Genomic DNA, 16,245 nt, shown 5'->3' with positions numbered 1-16,245 from the left:
CAGGCGCTTAAGGAAAGGGACGCGGTCCCCGCCTCACGCGGCGCCGCGGGCGTTCGCCTCGCCGCCGGAATCGACGAAGGTCTTCAGCTCTTCGAGGGAATCGAAGGTGAAGCGGCCGCGCGGGGTCTCGGCCTCGATCTTGCCGTCGGAGAACATCACGTAGGTGTTGCCGCCGGAGGAATAGGTGCCGACGACCTGGCGCTCCTCCACCCGCGGCGCGGCGGCTTCGGGCGCTTCCGGCGTCTCGGGCGCCGCCGGAGCGTCCTCGGCCATGGCCGGCTCGGGCTCGGAGGCCGGCGGGGGCGCGTCGAGGGCCGGGCGCAGCTCGGCGGCGAACAGGTCCTCGTCCTCCGGCCGCTCTTCGCCCTCCGGCAGGAATTCGGGCTCCGCCGCCTCGTCCGAGGCCGCGTGCAGGGGCTCCGGGGCCGCGGCCTCCGCCTCGGGCGGCAGCAGGTCGGGCAGCAGCGGCTCCTCCGCCCGCGCGGCAGCGTTCTCGGGGGCCGGGTCGTTGCCGGGCAGGGGCGGATCGTCGAAGACCGGCTCCGGCCCGCGCAGGCCCGCGCCAAGACCCACGCCCAGGCCGGCCGCACCCACGGTGAGGCCGGCGAGCCCTGCCGCGCCGGCCAGGGCCGGGCGCTCGGCCGGAAGGCTCGGCGGCGTCAGCGTCACGCTCTCGGAGGGATGCGGCAGCGGAGGCAGGGCGGGGGCGGACGCGCGGGGCGCCGCGCCGCCGGCGAGCAGGCGCTCGATCCGCCCCAGGCGCAGGGCCAGCACCGCGAGGCCGAGCAGGATCACCCCGGCGGAGGCCGCGGTGGACCCCCCCACCACCATGGCGAGCCCGCTCTCCAGCCTCACATAGGGGAAACCCTGGATCACGGCGGCGGCACCGCCGATGATCATGACGAGGCTGAGCGCGAACAGCGCGATGATCATGGTACTCTCGGGCAAACGGCCGTCACTTCGGAGCGGCACGATAAGGCGTTGGTGCGGTTTTTCAAAACCGCACGACGATGTTTTCCGCCTCATCAGCGGTGGACGGCGCGCCCTGACGGCCATTTCGGGCGAAGGTGCGGCGTTGCCGCGGCGCACCCAGCGACTTACGTAACCGCGGGCCGCCCCGGCGGCATGCACGCGAATCCGGCGGGACCGCCGGAGGGAAGCGGTGCAGGACGACCCTGCCGCGGGGCCCGAACGACCCGGAGAGACGCATGACCTTCACCCTCCCCGAGCTGCCCTACGCCTACGATGCGCTGGGGCCGTACATGTCCAAGGAAACCCTCGAGTTTCACCACGACAAGCACCACAAGGCCTATGTCGACACGGGCAACAAGCTGCTCGAGGGCACCGATCTCCAAGGCAAGAGCGTCGAGGAGATCGTGAAGGCCTCCTACGGGACCAACCAGGCCCTGTTCAACAATGCCGGCCAGCACTTCAACCACCTCCATTTCTGGAACTGGATGAAGCCCAATGGCGGCGGCACCCCGCCGGCCGCCCTCGCCAAGAAGATCGACGAGGATCTCGGCGGCTTCGAGAAGTTCAAGGCGGACTTCATCCAGGCCGGCATCGGCCAGTTCGGCTCGGGCTGGGCCTGGCTCGCGGTCAAGGACGGCAAGCTCCTCATCCAGAAGACCCCGAACGGCGAGAACCCGCTGGTGCACGGCGCCAAGCCGATCCTCGGCGTCGACGTCTGGGAGCACTCCTACTACATCGACTACCGCAACCGCCGGCCCGACTACCTCAAGGCCTTCCTCGAGAACCTGGTGAACTGGGAATACGTCGAGAAGCTCTACGGCGAGGCCGCCTGATCCTCGCCTGCAACCGCCGGGCGTGACCGCCCGGGCCAGGGCCGCTCTCCTCCCGGAGGGCGGCCTTTTTGTTGAACTGAAATAATTCCAGTCAGACTCCGTTCACCTGCTGACTGCCAGATAATCCCGCACCAAGTTTCCGGATAATCCCGGCACGCGGAATACCTGATTCGCGGGAGGACAGCACGAGCGATGGACGGCCGCAAACGGACACAACCTCGGGGTGAGATAGCAGAGACCGCATCGCCCGCAAGCGGGCCGGGCGCCCCGCGTCGCGGACGGCTGCCCCAGGCGGCCCGCGATCACCTCGGGGCTCAGCTGCGCGACCTCTACACCGCCGTCTCCGACACCGAGAGCCAGCGCCTCACCGAGCTCGTCGCCCGCCTCAGCGCGGCGCTCGACGCCCTCGACGCCGATGCCCGCTCCGGCTTCGGCAAGGAGCTGATCGCCGCGCTTCCCGCCCTGCGCGGCTTCGCCCTGTCCCTGGCCGTGAGCGCCGCCAAGGCCGACGACCTCGTGCAGGAGACCATGCTGAAGGCCTGGGCGAACCGGGAGAAATTCCAGCCGGGCACGAACTTCCTGGCCTGGCTGTTCACGATCCTGCGCAACCACTTCTACAGCGAGATCCGCAAGCACCGCCGCGAGGTGGAGGATGCGGACGGCATCGCCGCCTCGGGGCTGATCGCGCTGCCCGATCAGGTCGACCGGGTCGAATTGCAGAACGTCTGGACCAACCTCGCCAAGCTGCCCGCCTCCCAGCGGGAGGCGCTGCTGCTGGTGGGCGCCCACGGCATGACCTACGAGGATGCCGCCGACCTGATCGGCTGCCAGGTCGGCACGGTGAAGAGCCGGGTCAGCCGCGCCCGCAACACCCTGGCCGACGCCCTCGGCTTCGCCGATGGGCGCCTGAGCCGGGCCTCGGTCTGAGGGCGCTCACACGATCGTCGGGGTGATGCCGCCATCGACGCGCAGGGCCGCGCCGTTGGTGGCCGCGGCCAGGGGGCTGGCGAGGTAGGCGACGAGGCTCGCCACCTCCTCCGGCTCGATCATGCGCTGGATCAGGGAGGTCGGGCGCTCCTTGGCGAAGAATTCCTGCTCGATCGCCGCCGGGGGCGCCTCCGGATCCGAGGCGACGCTGCGCAGGAAGTCCTCGATTCCCTCGGAGCGGGTGGTCCCGGGCAGCACGGAATTCACGGTGACCCGGCTGCCCCGGGTCCGGGCCGCGAGGCCGCGGGCGATGGCGAGCTGGGCCGTCTTGGTCATGCCGTAATGGATCATGTCCGGGGGGACGAGCAGGGCGGATTCGCTCGCCACGAAGACGATCCGGCCCCAGCCGCGGGCGAGCATGCCGGGGAAATAGGCCCGGGCGAGCCGCGCGCCGGAGAGCACGTTGACCTCGAAGAAGCGCCGCCAATCGGCGTCGCTGATCTCTTCGAAGGCCTTGCTCTCGTAGATTCCGAGATTGTTCACGAGGATGTCGACCGCCGGCAAGGCCGCGACCAGGGTCTCCGCGCCCTCCGCCGTGGCGGGATCGGCCGCGATGGTCCGGACTTTCCCGCCGATCTTGTCGGCCGCCGCCGCGAGCTTGTCCGGTGTGCGCCCGGTGATCGCGACCGCCACCCCTTCCTCCGCGAGCCTCCGGGCGATCGCGAGGCCGATGCCGGCGGTGGAGCCGGTGACGAGGGCAATCTTGCCTGTGAGCTGAAGGTCCATCTCTGCACTCCGCTTAGGGGCAGCGGCCTGGGCGCGCCGCGATGGACCGGAGATGGACGCGGGGCCCGCGGCCGGGTAGCGCTCGGGCCGTCCAAGCATCTTTGAGCGGAGCGCACAGATGAGCCGGGAGCAGGCGGACCGTGCCTGGGAGATGGAGGTGCTGGCCCGCATCGTGACTTGCGGCTCCCTCTCGGGGGCGGCGCGGGTCCTCAAGCTCTCGCCCTCCGGGGTCAGCCGCATCCTCGACCGGCTGGAGGCGCGGCTCGGGGTGCGGCTGGTGGTGCGCACGACAAGGCGGCTCTCCCTAACGCCGGAGGGCGAGGCCTATCACTGGGCCGCCACGCGCATCCTGGCCGATCTCGACGAGGCGGAGCGCGAGGCGACGGAGGGCGGCGCCCTGCGGGGCCGCGTGCGGGTCGATGCCACCCTGCCGTTCGGGCAGCGTTGCATCGTGCCGCTGCTGCCGGCCTTCCTGGCGGCCCATCCCGGCATCCGGATCGACCTCACCCTCTCCGACCGGGTGAGCGACCTCGTCGACGCGCGCACCGACGTGGCGATCCGGGTCGGGCATCTGCCCGATAGCGGGCTGATGGCCCGCAAGCTCCTCGACAATCGCCGCCTCGTGGTCGCCGCCCCCGCCTATCTCGCCCGGCACGGCACGCCGCAGGCACCCGAGGATCTGGCCGGGCACAATTGCCTGGAACTCAACTTCGCCCGCGCCGCCCGCGGCTGGCCGTTCCGGGTGGAGGGGGCCCGCCGGGTGGTCGCGGTCTCCGGCAATGTGGAGGCGAACAATGGCGAGACCCTGCGCGCCCTCTGCGTGGCCGGGCTCGGCATCGCCCGGCTCGGCGCCTTCCTGGTGCGCGACGATCTCGAAGCGGGCCGCCTCGTCACTCTGCTCGACGCCCATGACAGCGGCGAGACCGAGCCGATCCAGGCGCTCCATGTCGGCGGCGCCCGCGTCCCCCGCCGGGTGCGGGCCTTCGTGGATTTCCTGGCCGCCAACCTGCCCGCGCCGCGGTGAAGGCGCGCGGGGCGCCGGCTCGTGCCGAAGCCGCCCCCCGCGCCCGTCGCCGTCAGCGCGTGCCGCCGCCGACGTTGATCACCTCGCCGGTCACCCAGCGGGCGTCGTCGGAGGCAAGGAAGGCCACCACGCCGGCGATGTCGTCCGGTCGGCCCGCGCGGCCGAGGGGGATCTGCGCGACCAGGGCGGCCTCCATCTCCGAGCCCGCGATGCCGGCCGTGTGGGTGCCCTCGGTCACCACGAAGCCCGGGCTGACCACGTTGACCCGGATCCGGCGCGGGGCCAACTCGTTGGCGAGGACGCCCGAGATGGCGTCCACCGCGCCCTTGGTCCCGGTATAGACCGCCATCGTCGCCGGCTGGATGCTGGTGACGACCGACGAGATGTTGATGATGCTGCTTCCCTCGCCGAGATGCTTGGTGGCGGCCTTCGTGGTCAGCAGCACGCCCAGCACGTTGATGTCGAAGTGGCGCCGGTAATGCTCCTCGGTGATCGCCTCGATCGGCGCGAATTCGTAGACGCCGGAATTGTTGACCAGCACGTCGAGCCGGCCGAACCGCGTCACCGCCGCCTCGATCAGCGCCTCCGCCTCCGCAGCCTTGGAGACGTCGCCCTGCACCGCGACCGCCTTGCCGCCCTCCGCCGTGATGGCCTCGACGACCGCGTCCGCGCCCGCCCGGCTCGACGCGTAATTGACCACGACCGCCGCGCCGTCCTTCGCCAATGCCTTGGCGATCGCCGCGCCGATCCCCTTGGATGCGCCGGTCACCACGGCGACCTTGCCGTCAAGCTTCGACATCTGTGCTAACCTTCGACATGGGAAGGCTCCGGAATGGTGCCGCTAGTCCCATAGTTCGGAATTTCGGAACTAACGGGACGCGGTTCAAGCCCCCATATGGATCAATCATGAGGCCCCTGTTCCACCCCGCGATCGAGGATGTCCGGCCGGGCGCGATCCTCCACGCGCTGTCCGATCCCTGCCGCGCGGCGATCTTCGCCCGGATCGCGCGGGCGGGCTGCGTGGAGGCCTGCTCGACCCTCTCGGCGGTGGGGGACCGGGTCATCCCGAAATCCTCCCTGTCCAGCCACGTCAAGGTTTTGCGCGAGGCCGGCCTGATCCGCTGCGAGCGCCACGGCGTGGAGATGCGCAACCATTCGCGCTGCGCCGAGGTGGAGGCCCGCTTTCCGGGCCTGCTGTCGGCGATCATGAACGCCTACGCATCCCAGGGGGACGAGGGCGCCGACGCGGTGCCGTCGGAGGGGCCGGCGGCCTCGGCCTGAGCCCCGGCGCAATCCAGCCGCGTCACGAGGACCGCGAGCTCGCTCTGCCGGTCGAGGCCGAGCTTGGCGAAGCAGGCGCGCAGATGCACCCGGATCGTGGCCTCCGACACGAGGAGGGCGCGGGCGGCCTCCCGCGGGGAGGCGCCGCGCCCGATCAGCGTCGCCGTGCCGGCCTCGCAGGGGGGCAGGCCGAGTTGCTGCAGCAGGCCCGCGATCGGCCGGATCGCGGGGGCGAAGATATCCCTGAGCAGCAGGATGGCGCCGCCCTCCGCAGGGAGGGGGCTCGCCGGGGCCGCGTCCGGCCCTCTCTGCGGGATCAGCTCGACATGAATCGGCCGGCGCGTCCCGTCGCCCTTGAGCAGCATGGCCGCCTCGCCGGGCGGGCCGATGCCCCCCGTGGCGGCGCCCAGGAGACGGTCGAAGCGCGGCCGCTCCGTCCGCCCGAGGCTGTGCAGGCAGCCGCTCCGGTCGATCCGCAGGCATCCCTTGATCAGATCGGCAGCCGCCCGCGTGACGTGCACGACCCGGGCCGAACCGTCGAGGAAGATCGCCCCGAAGGCGATCGCGTCGAGGGAGGAGGAGCACAAAGCCGCCGGCACCCGGACCGGCTCCCGCGGCCTCAGGAAAGGGCCGCGGGCGTCGAAACCGGTGCCGAGCGTCGCCAGCACCCCCGTCCAGGCGGCGGGACCGAGCGTCGCCGCGTGACTGGCCCCGATGAGGGGCGAACCTTCGGCAGCGGCCATCGCAGGCTTCGCCCCGAAGATCCCGGAGGATCCTTCGCCGGCTATAATCCAGCAATGAACAGGGGCCGCAAATCACAATCGATCATTTATTCGTGATGTTGATTTTGAACACAATTAACATTTGCTGAAATATTGTGTCTTACACAAATCGCTTCCGAGCAAAATTCTCGATCGAAACACAGATTTTGACACTCGGATCGTATCAAAAGATCTTTTCGGATCCGGTTCGGCCGCCGGCCTGGATCTGCGGCGGCCGAGGCGGGTCCGATCAGTTCATCTCGCCATGGAGGGAATCCTGCCATCGCATGGCCGAATCCGCGTTCGGATTGCCGCTCCCGGGGGCCGGGACGGCGGTGGGGGCCGCCCGGTTCGCCTCGAGCGACACGTAAGCCGGGCGGCTGTGATGCCGTGACGGCGTCGCCATCACGGACGTGCTCGTGGATGCCAAAGCGGCAACACAGACGACGATGTCGAAGCAGCGCAACCTGGTCATGGGAACGCCTCCGTTGCGGGTCGGGTCCATGGAGGATGCGGCGCCGCACGCGGCGGCGAATACCTCATTTAAGGTAGAGAACGGCGCGCGGGGCTCAGCCCGCGCAGTCCCGGATCAGCCGGCGCAGGAAGGCCTCGCCCTTGGCGAAGGCCTCCAGGGTGATGAACTCGTCGGGCTGGTGGGCCTGGTCGATGGAGCCGGGGCCGCAGACCACGGTCGGCAGGCCGGCCCGCTGGAAGCGGCCGGCTTCTGTGGCGTAGGGCACGCTGATCGTCGCGTTCTTCTCCGCCAGCCGCAGGGCCAGACGCTCGGCCTCCGAGCCGGGATCGGGCGCGAGGCCCGGCACCGCCACCTCCTCCACCGTCTCGATGCGCCCGTAATCGCCGTAGCGGTTGAGCCGCTCGGCGGTGACGCGGGCGCAGGCTTTCGCGAAGCGCGCGGGGATCTCGGCCATGTCGAGGTCGGGCAGGCCGCGGAACTCCCAATGGAAGGCGCAGAGCTTGGGCAGGATGTTGCGGGCGGTGCCGCCCTGGATCGTGCCGACATGCACCGTGGTGGCGGGCGGATCGAAGCGGCCGGAGGCGTCGCCCCGGGCGATCATGTCGTCGGCGATGGCGTTGAGCTCAGAGACGAGCTCGGCCGCGGCCATCACCGCATTGGCCCCGAGCATGGGCTTGGCCGAATGCGCCTCGTGCCCGTGCACGGTGGTGAGATAGGTGACGATGCTCTTGTGCGCATCCGCCACCGCCATGTCGGTCGGCTCCCCGACGATCACCGCGCCGGGGCGCGGCAGGTCGGCCCCGAAGCGGGCGATGGTGTCGGCGACGCCGAGGCAGGTCGTCTCCTCGTCGTAGGAGAGCAGGATGTGGATCGGCCGCGCCAGATCGGCGGCGAGCATGTCCGGCACCGCAGCCAGGACGAGGGCGTCGAAGCCCTTCATGTCGACGGCGCCGCGGCCATAGGCCTTGCCGCCCTCGACCCGGAGGGTGAAGGGGTCGCCCGTCCAGGCCTGGCCGGTGACGGGCACCACATCGGTATGGCCGGAGAGCACGACGCCGCCGTCGCTGTTCGGGCCGATGGTGGCGAACAGGGCCTGCTTGTCGCCGGCCGCGTTCGGCACGCGGAGATAGGAGACGCCCCAGCCGTCGAGATAGGCGGCGACGAAGTCGATCAGGGCGATGTTCGACTTCGAACTCTCGGTGTCGAAGGCGACGAGCCGGGCGAGCAGGTCGAGCGGCGCGTAGCGGTCGCCCGCGCGCATCCCGCTAATGGACGCTGCGGCGGACATGCGGCGAGTCGAGCGAGAAGGCCGGGATCTCCGCCTCGAAGCTCTCGCCGGCCGGCGTCGCCATGGTGTAGCTGCCCGCCATCAGGCCGTCGGGCGTGGTGAGAGGGCAGCCGCTGGTGTAGCTGAAGGACTCGCCCGGCTCGAGCACCGGCTGCTTGCCGACGACGCCGGCGCCGCGCACCTCCTGACAGGCGCCGCGGCCGTCGATGATCCGCCAGTGCCGGGAGCGCAACTGCACCTGCTCCGGCCCGTTGTTCACGATCTCGACCGTGTAGGCGAAGAAGTAGCGGCTCTCGCCCGGGGAGGATTCCTCCTCCACGAAACGAGGCTCCACGGTCACCGTGATGCCGCGCGTCTCGGCCTTGTACATCGCGGGAAAGCGTCTCCGTGATCGGTGGCGGGCCGCGAGCGACATCCGCAACGCGACGTGGTACGTGCCGCCCCCGATGGCGTCAATCGCGGCGAAATACGACAGGGTTTGCGTGAGCGTAGGGTCGATCTCGGCTGATCCCGCTGCCGGGAAGGCGGGGGAGACGGCCGGCACGAGGCGCCTGCGCTTCGGCCTCGGAGCCGGGGCGCTGCTGCTCGTCGCGGGCCTGAGCGCCCTGGTCCATCCGCAGGTCGCCGCCCCCGCCGCGACGCTCGCCGCGGCCCTGGCGCTGGAGGTGGCCGGCCGCCTCGCCATGGCCGCCGCCACCCGGCGGGTCGGGCTCCGCGTGGCCCTGCGCGGGCTGCCCTCCCTGGTGCTCGCCGCCGGCCGGCTGCCGGGGGTCTGCGCCCTCGCCCTGCTCGTCTGCCTCGCCGCCTGGCCCGAGCGGCTGGCCCTGCTCCTCGGGCTCGCCGCGGGGCTGCTCGCCATGAGCGCCTTCGCGCACTTGTCCCTCGCCCGCATCGTGCTTTCCCTCAGGGAACAGGCAGCCGACCCTTGACGGCGGCCCCCGCGGCGCCGATGCCCGAATCGCTTGAGGAAATGCGGGGGCCGGCTTTGGGCGCAGCCGAGATCAGGGACGGGATCCAGCCGGGCCAGGCCATCGCGGCCCTGACCGAAGCGGGCGCGATCCGCCCGGCGAGCCCCTATGCCTCGGACCAGATCCAGCCGGCGAGTCTCGACCTGCGCCTCGGCGCCCGGGCCTACCGGGTGCGCACGAGCTTCCTGCCGGGCCGGAGCCGCACCGTCGCGGCCTGCGTCGAGACGCTGGCCCTCCATCCGATCGACCTGACCCAGGGCGCGGTGCTGGAGACGGGCTGCGTCTACATCGCCGAATTGCAGGAGAGCCTGGCGCTGCCCGCCGCCCTCAGCGCCAGCGCCAACCCGAAGAGCTCCACCGGCCGCATCGACGTCTTCACCCGGGTGATCGCCGACCGGGCCGCGGCCTTCGACCAGGTCGAGCCGGGCTATGCCGGCCCGCTCTATGCCGAGATCTCGCCGCGCACCTTCCCCGTGCTGGTGCGCACCGGCTCCCGGCTCTCCCAGATCCGCTTCCGCCGGGGCGACCCGCGGCTCAGCGATGCCGAGCTCTCCGCGCTCCATGCCCGCGTGCCCCTGGTGAGCGCGCCCGCGCCCTCCTTCCAGGGCGGCGTCGCCGTCTCGGTGGACCTCGCCGGCTTCGACGGGCTGATCGGCTATCGCGGCAAGCGCCACACGGGCCTCATCGACGTGGACCGCCCCCGCGACCACGCCACCGCCGATTTCTGGGAGCCGCTGCCCGCCGACGGGCGCGGCACGCTGATCCTCGATCCCGGCCAGTTCTACATCCTGGCCTCCAAGGAAGCCGTGCAGGTGCCCCCGGACCACGCCGCCGAGATGGTGCCCTTCGATCCGCTGGTGGGCGAGTTCCGCGTGCATTACGCGGGCTTCTTCGATCCCGGCTTCGGCCACGAGGCGGCGGGGGGCACCGGCGCCCGGGCGGTGCTGGAGGTGCGCTCCCGCGACGTGCCCTTCCTGCTCGAGGACGGCCAGATCGTCGGCCGCCTCGTCTACGAGCGGATGGCGGCCCTGCCGGAGACCCTCTACGGCGCCGGCGCCGGCTCGAACTACCAGGCCCAGGGCCTCAAGCTCTCGAAGCACTTTTCCTGAGAAAGCCGCCCGGGGCGAGACACGCTAGCGCGGCTCCTCGCCGCCCAGCACGCCTTCGACCGTGCCGATCGCCCGGTCCAGGCGGCGGGCGACGTCGCCGGTGGTCGCCGTGACCCGGGCGAGGCGCGCGCTCGCGGCGTCGAGCTCGGCGGCGAGGCGGGCGCGGTCCTCCTCCATCAGGGCGAGCTCGGTCTCGTGGTCGGCCCGGTTCTCCTCGGCCTCCACGCGCCGCGCCACGGCGGCTTCGAGCCGCGTCAGCGCCGCGTCGAGCTTCGACAGAGCTTCCTCGAGTGCCGGCATCATCCCTCCGTAGGGGAAGGGTTTTCCGACAGCGGCGGGGAAAATTCCAGCGCCGTCCGGCAAATCGCCGCCGCGCGGGCGCCGCTGCCCGCAAGAAAAACCCCCACCGCGGCGGAGGCCGGGTGGGGGAAGGTGCACGTCTCGAACACTCCGAGGGGGGCTCGGAGATACGATGTGAACGGGTGGAGGGGCGGAGTTCATCCTCGCGGAACGGCGAAGTCCGTGTGTCGCCCGGGCATCGCGTGCCGGCGCCTGCGTTCTCCACAACAGTTACAACCGGCGATCGCTGCCCCGCTTCGCCTTTGACAGCCCCCCTCCCCATGCTAGACAGCCGGCGCCCGCCCGATGCCGCCGCGGCCTGCCCCCGCTTGCCGGGCGGGACGCCTGCCGGAGCATGACGATCGTGACCCCAGGAAGCCCCTCGCACGCAGGATCCGGTCGCCGGTCCGCGCGTGGCGCGGCGTCCGACGCGGGGCACGGGACCGCGGTTCATCTCCGGTTCAAGCCCGCCGGTCATGGAGCGGGGGCGATGCGGCTTCGCCGCAGCCGACGGACACCGATGCGGCGCCCGGGCCGCAACCCTACATCAGGACGAACGGCGCGACGCGCCCGCTCACACTACGAAGGAGTCACGCCGTGACGGTCAAGGTTGCCATCAACGGATTCGGTCGCATCGGCCGCAACGTGCTGCGCGCCATCCACGAGGCCGGCCGCACCGACATCGAGGTCGTGGCGATCAACGATCTCGGCCCGGTCGAGACCAACGCCCACCTGCTGCGCTACGATTCCGTGCACGGCCGCTACCCGGGCCAGGTCGCCGTGGACGGCGACTGCATCCTCATCGACGGCAAGCGCATCAAGGTCACCGCGATCCGCAACCCGGCCGAGCTGCCCCACCGCGACCTCGGCGTCGACATCGCCCTGGAATGCACCGGCATCTTCACCGCCAAGGAGAAGGCCAAGGCCCATCTCGACGCCGGCGCCAAGCGCGTCCTCGTCTCGGCCCCGGCCGACGGCGCCGACCTCACCGTGGTCTACGGCGTGAACCACCAGCTGCTCTCGGCCGAGCACCTCGTCGTCTCGAACGCCTCCTGCACCACGAACTGCCTCGCCCCCGTCGCCAAGGTGCTGAACGAGGCGATCGGGATCGAGCGCGGCTTCATGACCACGATCCACTCCTACACCAACGACCAGCCCTCGCTGGACCAGATGCACAAGGACCTCTACCGGGCCCGCGCCGCGGCCCTGTCGATGATCCCGACCTCCACCGGCGCCGCCAAGGCCGTCGGCCTGGTGCTGCCGGAGCTGAAGGGCAAGCTCGACGGCACCTCGATCCGCGTGCCGACCCCGAACGTCTCGGCCGTGGACCTCGTCTTCACCGCCAAGCGCGCCACCTCGGTCCAAGAGGTCAACGACGCGATCAAGGCCGCCGCCGCAGGGCCGCTCAAGGGCGTGCTCGGCGTGACCGACCAGCCGAACGTGTCGATCGACTTCAACCACGACCCGCACTCCTCCACCTTCCACCTCGACCAGACCAAGGTCATGGACGGCACCTTCGTGCGCATCCTGTCTTGGTACGACAACGAGTGGGGCTTCTCGAACCGGATGGCCGACACCGCCGTTGCCATGGCGAAGCTCATCTGAGCCGGAAGCGGGAGCCCGCCGGGCTCCCGCGCGCTGCCTCGCGCGGCGCCCTCTGGACATGGACGGGCGGCGCGCAGGACGGGCCGCCCCTCCCGACAGGAAGCGTGGTGTGCCGACATGACCGAGACCTCGCCGAACGCGCCCGCCGGGGGCCCCTTCATCCCGGACGCGTCCCCGACCCACCCGCCCGCCAGCACGAATCCGGCACAGCCCCCGGCTCCCCGGACCCCGGCCGTGGGCAAGGCCGAGCTTCCCCCGCCGCCCTCCGTCCACGGCGACCAGCTCGCCCGGATCGAGGACAAGACCGCCCGGATCGAGGACAAATACGCCCGCTCCGAGGCGCTGCTCTCCCGGGTTGAGGAGAAGGTCGAGGCGGCGGCCGCCCGCATGAACGAGGCGGCGCGCCAGTCGGACCTCGCCTCCCTGCGCGGCGAGCTCCGCGGCATGAGCGACCGGGTGCGGCGCATGCCCGGCACCGGCGCCCTGGTGCTCACCGCGATCATCACCTCCGTGCTCACCGTGGTGCTGATGGTGGCCGTGCAGCGGCTCAACCTCGACCATCTGCTGCCGCCGCGCGCGGGCGCCCCCGCGGGGCAGACCACCGCCCCGGCCAACCCCCAATAACTCCCTTCCCCACGCCCTCGAACAACCGGACCAGAACGACAGGATGAGCGCCTTCCGCACCCTCGACGATGCCGGCGCCCTCAAGGGCAAGCGCGTCCTCCTGCGCGTCGACCTCAACGTGCCGATGGAGGGGGGCCGGGTCACCGACGCCACCCGCATCGCGCGGGTGGTGCCGACCATCAAGGAGATCGCGGACAAGGGCGGCAAGGTCGTCCTGCTCGCGCATTTCGGCCGTCCGAAGGGCAAGCCCGATCCCAAGGAGAGCCTGAAGCCGATCCTGCCGACGCTCTCCGAGCAGCTCGGCCGCCCGGTGGCCTTCGCCGAGGATTGCGTCGGCGAGGCCGCGGCCCAGGCGGTCGCGGCCCTGCAGGACGGCGACGTGCTCCTCCTCGAGAACACCCGCTACCATGCGGGCGAGGAGAAGAACGACGCGGACTTCACCAGGGCGCTCGCCGCCAACGGCGACCTCTACGTCAACGAGGCCTTCTCCGCCGCCCACCGGGCCCACGCCTCCACCGAGGGCCTCGCCCACCGGCTGCCGGCCTATGCCGGCCGGCTGATGCAGGCGGAGCTCGACGCCCTCACCCAGGGCCTCGAGGATCCCAAGCGCCCGCTCATCGCCATCGTCGGCGGCGCCAAGGTCTCGACCAAGATCGACCTCCTCGAGAACCTCGTCGCCAAGGTCGACATGCTGGTGATCGGCGGCGGCATGGCCAACACCTTCCTGCACGCGCAGGGCAAGGCGGTGGGCAAGTCCCTCTGCGAGAAGGACCTCGCCGACACCGCCCGCCGCATCCTGGCAAAGGCCGAGGCCGAGGGCTGCGAGATCATCCTGCCGGCGGACGCCCTCGTCGCCCGCGAGTTCAAGGCGAATGCCGAGAACGAGACGGTGCGCGTCGACGCGGTGCCGGAGGACGCGATGATCCTCGATGTCGGCGCCGCCTCCATCGCCACCGTCGACGGCGCCATCGACCGCGCCGCGACGCTGGTCTGGAACGGCCCCCTCGGCGCCTTCGAGCTGACGCCCTTCGACACCGGCACCGTGGCCGTGGCCCAGCACGCCGCCCGGCGCACCAAGGCCGGCCAGCTCGTGACCGTGGCCGGCGGCGGCGACACCGTGGCCGCCCTCAACCATGCCGGCGTCGGCGAGGATTTCTCCTACGTCTCGACCGCGGGCGGCGCCTTCCTCGAATGGCTGGAGGGCAAGGCGCTGCCGGGCGTGGAGGCCCTACGGGCCAAGGGCTGACGCCCTTCCGACGACGACCGAATTCCCCGCCGCCCTCCTCCTTCGGAGGGGGAAGAGCGGGACCTCCAGGTGATCTATCATGGGCCTTTGCGCAGGCCCGACCGCACGAGGCATCGAGACATGGCACGCATCACCCTTCGGCAGCTCCTCGACCACGCCGCCGAGCACGGCTACGGCGTGCCCGCCTTCAACCTGAACAACATGGAGCAGGGCCTGGCCATCATGGCCGCGGCCGACGCCACCGATTCGCCGGTGATCCTCCAGGCGAGCCGCGGCGCCCGCGCCTATGCCAACGACGTGGTGCTGGCCAAGCTGATCGACGGCCTCGTCGAGATCTATCCGCACATCCCGGTCTGCATGCACCTCGACCACGGGAACAACGAGGCCACCTGCGCCACCGCCATCCAGTACGGCTTCACCTCCGTGATGATGGACGGCTCGCTCAAGGCCGACGGCAAGACCCCGGCCGACTACGCCTACAATGTCGAGATCACCCGCAACGTCACCAAGATGGCCCATTGGGCCGGCGTCTCGGTGGAGGGCGAGCTCGGCGTGCTCGGCTCCCTGGAGAGCGGCACCGGCGAGGCCGAGGACGGCCACGGCGCCGAGGGCGAGCTCTCCCACGACCAGCTCCTGACCGACCCGGACGAGGCGGTGAAGTTCGTGCGCGAGACCAAGGTCGACGCGCTGGCCGTCGCCATGGGCACCAGCCACGGTGCCTACAAGTTCACGAAGAAGCCCGACGGCGCCGTGCTCGCGATGAACGTGATCGAGGAGATCCACCGCCGCCTGCCGAACACGCACCTCGTCATGCACGGCTCCTCCTCCGTGCCGCAGGAGCTGCAGGACATCATCAACCAGTATGGCGGCGCCATGAAGCCGACCTGGGGCGTGCCGGTCGAGGAGATCCAGCGCGGCATCAAGCACGGCGTGCGCAAGATCAACATCGACACCGACAACCGCATGGCGATGACCGGCCAGATCCGGAAGATCCTCACCGAGAGCCCGGCCGAGTTCGACCCGCGCAAGTACCTGAAGCCCGCCATGGAGGCGATGACCAAGCTCTGCAAGCAGCGCTTCGAGGAGTTCGGCACCGCCGGCAACGGCGCGAAGATCCGCCCGATCTCGGTCGCGCAGATGGCCGCGCGCTACGCGAACGGCTCCCTCGACCCGCGCATCGACGGCTGAGACCGTCCCCGACACGAAAAACAGCGGAGATCCTCTGTCGATGGCGGAAGCCTTCACCCGTCTCGCCCTGCTGTCGCCCCATGGCGTCGAGGCCGGGCAGACGGACCGACTGGCCCAGGCCCTGGAACGGGCCTGCGCCGCGGCCGATATCGCAGCGGTGCTGCTCCGGCTCGCGCCGGGGGACGAGCGCGGCCTGACGAGCCTCGTCAAGCGCCTCGCCCCGCCCGCGCAGGAGCACGGGGCGGCGGTGCTCGTCGCGGCACAGGGCTTCACCGGGGATCTCGTCAGCGTCGCCGCCCGCGGGGGCGCGGACGGCGTGCATGTGGAGAAGGCGGCGGAGAGCGGCCTGCGCGACCTACGCGGCCGCCTGCGCGATGGCCGCATCCTCGGGGCGGGCGGCTTCCTCAACTCGAAGCACGAGGCCATGGCGGCCGGCGAGACCGGCGCCGACTACCTGATGTTCGGCGGCCTCTACCCGGACGGCACGGCGCCGGACCCGGAGCTGGTCCGCGAGCGGGCCGCCTGGTGGGCCGAGATCTTCGAGACGCCCTGCATCGCGGTGGCCACGCAGGCCTCCGAGATCGACGACCTCGCCGCCACCGGCGCCGAGTTCGTCGGGCTGGAAAGCGGGATCTGGCTCGACGACGCGGCGGCGGTCGGCGACGCCCAGGCGCTCCTGCGGAAGGCGGCCGGCCCGGCATGACGGGGCCGGCACGTCTGAGACCGTTTCCGCTTGGTGGCTTCGGCCGGCCCGAGTCTCCCCTCTCCCCGCCTGCGCGGAGAGGGGGGCGCTGGCTTCACCCGCTCCGATCGAACGGA

19 protein-coding genes are annotated in these 16,245 nt (G+C 71.2%); 11 read left to right on the top strand and 8 right to left on the bottom strand.

Features of this window, described 5'->3' with window-relative positions:
* Window positions 1-33 precede the first annotated feature (33 nt).
* Entirely contained in the window at window positions 34-933 is a 900-nt protein-coding gene (locus MFF21_RS05225) for a hypothetical protein (RefSeq protein WP_238310135.1), read from the bottom strand.
* Window positions 934-1,208: 275 nt separating this feature from the next.
* Between MFF21_RS05225 and MFF21_RS05220 the strand changes: the two genes are divergently transcribed.
* Window positions 1,209-1,805, top strand: coding sequence for a superoxide dismutase (locus tag MFF21_RS05220; RefSeq protein WP_238310134.1), 597 nt, complete (start codon window positions 1,209-1,211; stop codon window positions 1,803-1,805).
* A 192-nt stretch (window positions 1,806-1,997) separates the two neighbouring features.
* Window positions 1,998-2,732: a sigma-70 family RNA polymerase sigma factor gene (locus MFF21_RS05215; RefSeq protein WP_238310133.1), complete on the top strand. Its 735-nt coding sequence runs from the start codon at window positions 1,998-2,000 to the stop codon at window positions 2,730-2,732.
* Between the two features lie 6 nt (window positions 2,733-2,738).
* Here the strand turns inward: MFF21_RS05215 and MFF21_RS05210 are convergent, their stop codons facing one another.
* Complete coding sequence (locus MFF21_RS05210) at window positions 2,739-3,518, bottom strand: SDR family NAD(P)-dependent oxidoreductase (RefSeq protein WP_238310132.1); 780 nt, start codon at window positions 3,516-3,518, stop codon at window positions 2,739-2,741.
* Between the two features lie 118 nt (window positions 3,519-3,636).
* Here MFF21_RS05210 and MFF21_RS05205 point away from each other — a divergent pair, with 118 nt between their 5' ends.
* The gene (locus MFF21_RS05205; RefSeq protein WP_238310131.1) at window positions 3,637-4,542 is read left to right on the top strand and encodes a LysR family transcriptional regulator; all 906 of its coding nucleotides are present in this window, start codon (window positions 3,637-3,639) and stop codon (window positions 4,540-4,542) included.
* Window positions 4,543-4,594: 52 nt separating this feature from the next.
* Here MFF21_RS05205 and MFF21_RS05200 read toward each other — a convergent pair whose 3' ends face one another.
* Window positions 4,595-5,341 carry a glucose 1-dehydrogenase gene (locus MFF21_RS05200; protein WP_238310130.1) on the bottom strand — a complete coding sequence of 249 codons (747 nt, stop codon included), beginning with the start codon at window positions 5,339-5,341 and terminating at the stop codon, window positions 4,595-4,597.
* A gap of 107 nt (window positions 5,342-5,448) precedes the next feature.
* On the opposite strand from MFF21_RS05200, the gene MFF21_RS05195 reads away from it, so the two are divergent.
* Window positions 5,449-5,823, top strand: a complete 375-nt coding sequence (locus MFF21_RS05195; RefSeq protein ID WP_238310129.1) for a helix-turn-helix domain-containing protein — start codon at window positions 5,449-5,451, stop codon at window positions 5,821-5,823.
* Here the strand turns inward: MFF21_RS05195 and MFF21_RS05190 are convergent.
* The 4 genes from MFF21_RS05190 to apaG all read right to left on the bottom strand — a co-directional run bounded on the left by MFF21_RS05190 (window position 5,757) and on the right by apaG (window position 8,717).
* Window positions 5,757-6,566, bottom strand: a complete 810-nt coding sequence (locus MFF21_RS05190) for a helix-turn-helix transcriptional regulator (protein ID WP_238310128.1) — start codon at window positions 6,564-6,566, stop codon at window positions 5,757-5,759. The genes MFF21_RS05195 and MFF21_RS05190 overlap by 67 nt on opposite strands.
* Before the next feature lie 268 nt (window positions 6,567-6,834).
* Window positions 6,835-7,059, bottom strand: a complete 225-nt coding sequence (locus MFF21_RS05185; protein ID WP_238310127.1) for a hypothetical protein — start codon at window positions 7,057-7,059, stop codon at window positions 6,835-6,837.
* A gap of 94 nt (window positions 7,060-7,153) precedes the next feature.
* Window positions 7,154-8,347, bottom strand: coding sequence for an acetylornithine deacetylase (gene argE / locus MFF21_RS05180; RefSeq protein WP_238310126.1), 1,194 nt, complete (start codon window positions 8,345-8,347; stop codon window positions 7,154-7,156).
* Window positions 8,325-8,717 (bottom strand): Co2+/Mg2+ efflux facilitator ApaG/CorD, encoded by a 393-nt coding sequence (gene apaG, locus MFF21_RS05175; RefSeq protein ID WP_238310125.1) that lies wholly within the window; start codon window positions 8,715-8,717, stop codon window positions 8,325-8,327. The genes argE and apaG overlap by 23 nt, the downstream gene beginning before the upstream one ends.
* A 112-nt stretch (window positions 8,718-8,829) precedes the next feature.
* Between apaG and MFF21_RS05170 the strand changes: the two genes are divergently transcribed.
* Together MFF21_RS05170 and MFF21_RS05165 are read left to right on the top strand one after the other, a co-directional pair.
* Entirely contained in the window at window positions 8,830-9,276 is a 447-nt protein-coding gene (locus MFF21_RS05170; protein WP_238310124.1) for a hypothetical protein, read from the top strand.
* 20 nt (window positions 9,277-9,296) lie between these two features.
* Window positions 9,297-10,424 carry a 2'-deoxycytidine 5'-triphosphate deaminase gene (locus MFF21_RS05165; protein ID WP_238310123.1) on the top strand — a complete coding sequence of 376 codons (1,128 nt, stop codon included), beginning with the start codon at window positions 9,297-9,299 and terminating at the stop codon, window positions 10,422-10,424.
* A 24-nt stretch (window positions 10,425-10,448) separates the two neighbouring features.
* On the opposite strand, the gene MFF21_RS05160 is transcribed toward MFF21_RS05165, so the two are convergent.
* Complete coding sequence (locus tag MFF21_RS05160) at window positions 10,449-10,727, bottom strand: DUF4164 domain-containing protein (RefSeq protein WP_238310122.1); 279 nt, start codon at window positions 10,725-10,727, stop codon at window positions 10,449-10,451.
* 633 nt (window positions 10,728-11,360) lie between these two features.
* Here MFF21_RS05160 and gap point away from each other — a divergent pair.
* The 5 genes from gap (at window position 11,361) to MFF21_RS05135 (ending at window position 16,129) form a co-directional block, all read left to right on the top strand.
* Window positions 11,361-12,368 (top strand): type I glyceraldehyde-3-phosphate dehydrogenase, encoded by a 1,008-nt coding sequence (gene gap / locus MFF21_RS05155; protein WP_238310121.1) that lies wholly within the window; start codon window positions 11,361-11,363, stop codon window positions 12,366-12,368.
* A gap of 117 nt (window positions 12,369-12,485) precedes the next feature.
* Window positions 12,486-12,992: a hypothetical protein gene (locus tag MFF21_RS05150; RefSeq protein WP_238310120.1), complete on the top strand. Its 507-nt coding sequence runs from the start codon at window positions 12,486-12,488 to the stop codon at window positions 12,990-12,992.
* Between the two features lie 43 nt (window positions 12,993-13,035).
* Entirely contained in the window at window positions 13,036-14,238 is a 1,203-nt protein-coding gene (locus MFF21_RS05145) for a phosphoglycerate kinase (RefSeq protein ID WP_238310119.1), read from the top strand.
* A gap of 120 nt (window positions 14,239-14,358) precedes the next feature.
* Complete coding sequence (gene fba, locus MFF21_RS05140; RefSeq protein ID WP_238310118.1) at window positions 14,359-15,426, top strand: class II fructose-bisphosphate aldolase; 1,068 nt, start codon at window positions 14,359-14,361, stop codon at window positions 15,424-15,426.
* 40 nt (window positions 15,427-15,466) lie between these two features.
* Window positions 15,467-16,129 carry a thiamine phosphate synthase gene (locus tag MFF21_RS05135; RefSeq protein ID WP_238310117.1) on the top strand — a complete coding sequence of 221 codons (663 nt, stop codon included), beginning with the start codon at window positions 15,467-15,469 and terminating at the stop codon, window positions 16,127-16,129.
* The last annotated feature ends 116 nt before the right edge of the window (window positions 16,130-16,245 follow it).

It is taken from the genome of Methylobacterium organophilum, from assembly GCF_022179465.1.
In the GTDB taxonomy this organism is placed as follows: domain Bacteria; phylum Pseudomonadota; class Alphaproteobacteria; order Rhizobiales; family Beijerinckiaceae; genus Methylobacterium; species Methylobacterium organophilum.
Note: the sequence above shows the minus strand (reverse complement) of the source record. Positions and strands in the feature narration are given on the sequence as shown.

Coding starts and splice junctions, on each gene's coding strand:
- MFF21_RS05225 (WP_238310135.1), bottom strand. CDS start 933: ATGATCATCGCGCTGTTCGCGCTCAGCCTCGTCATGATCATCGGCGGT.
- MFF21_RS05220 (WP_238310134.1), top strand. CDS start 1,209: ATGACCTTCACCCTCCCCGAGCTGCCCTACGCCTACGATGCGCTGGGG.
- MFF21_RS05215 (WP_238310133.1), top strand. CDS start 1,998: ATGGACGGCCGCAAACGGACACAACCTCGGGGTGAGATAGCAGAGACC.
- MFF21_RS05210 (WP_238310132.1), bottom strand. CDS start 3,518: ATGGACCTTCAGCTCACAGGCAAGATTGCCCTCGTCACCGGCTCCACC.
- MFF21_RS05205 (WP_238310131.1), top strand. CDS start 3,637: ATGAGCCGGGAGCAGGCGGACCGTGCCTGGGAGATGGAGGTGCTGGCC.
- MFF21_RS05200 (WP_238310130.1), bottom strand. CDS start 5,341: ATGTCGAAGCTTGACGGCAAGGTCGCCGTGGTGACCGGCGCATCCAAG.
- MFF21_RS05195 (WP_238310129.1), top strand. CDS start 5,449: ATGAGGCCCCTGTTCCACCCCGCGATCGAGGATGTCCGGCCGGGCGCG.
- MFF21_RS05190 (WP_238310128.1), bottom strand. CDS start 6,566: ATGGCCGCTGCCGAAGGTTCGCCCCTCATCGGGGCCAGTCACGCGGCG.
- MFF21_RS05185 (WP_238310127.1), bottom strand. CDS start 7,059: ATGACCAGGTTGCGCTGCTTCGACATCGTCGTCTGTGTTGCCGCTTTG.
- argE (WP_238310126.1), bottom strand. CDS start 8,347: ATGTCCGCCGCAGCGTCCATTAGCGGGATGCGCGCGGGCGACCGCTAC.
- apaG (WP_238310125.1), bottom strand. CDS start 8,717: ATGTACAAGGCCGAGACGCGCGGCATCACGGTGACCGTGGAGCCTCGT.
- MFF21_RS05165 (WP_238310123.1), top strand. CDS start 9,297: ATGCCCGAATCGCTTGAGGAAATGCGGGGGCCGGCTTTGGGCGCAGCC.
- MFF21_RS05160 (WP_238310122.1), bottom strand. CDS start 10,727: ATGATGCCGGCACTCGAGGAAGCTCTGTCGAAGCTCGACGCGGCGCTG.
- MFF21_RS05150 (WP_238310120.1), top strand. CDS start 12,486: ATGACCGAGACCTCGCCGAACGCGCCCGCCGGGGGCCCCTTCATCCCG.
- MFF21_RS05145 (WP_238310119.1), top strand. CDS start 13,036: ATGAGCGCCTTCCGCACCCTCGACGATGCCGGCGCCCTCAAGGGCAAG.
- fba (WP_238310118.1), top strand. CDS start 14,359: ATGGCACGCATCACCCTTCGGCAGCTCCTCGACCACGCCGCCGAGCAC.
- MFF21_RS05135 (WP_238310117.1), top strand. CDS start 15,467: ATGGCGGAAGCCTTCACCCGTCTCGCCCTGCTGTCGCCCCATGGCGTC.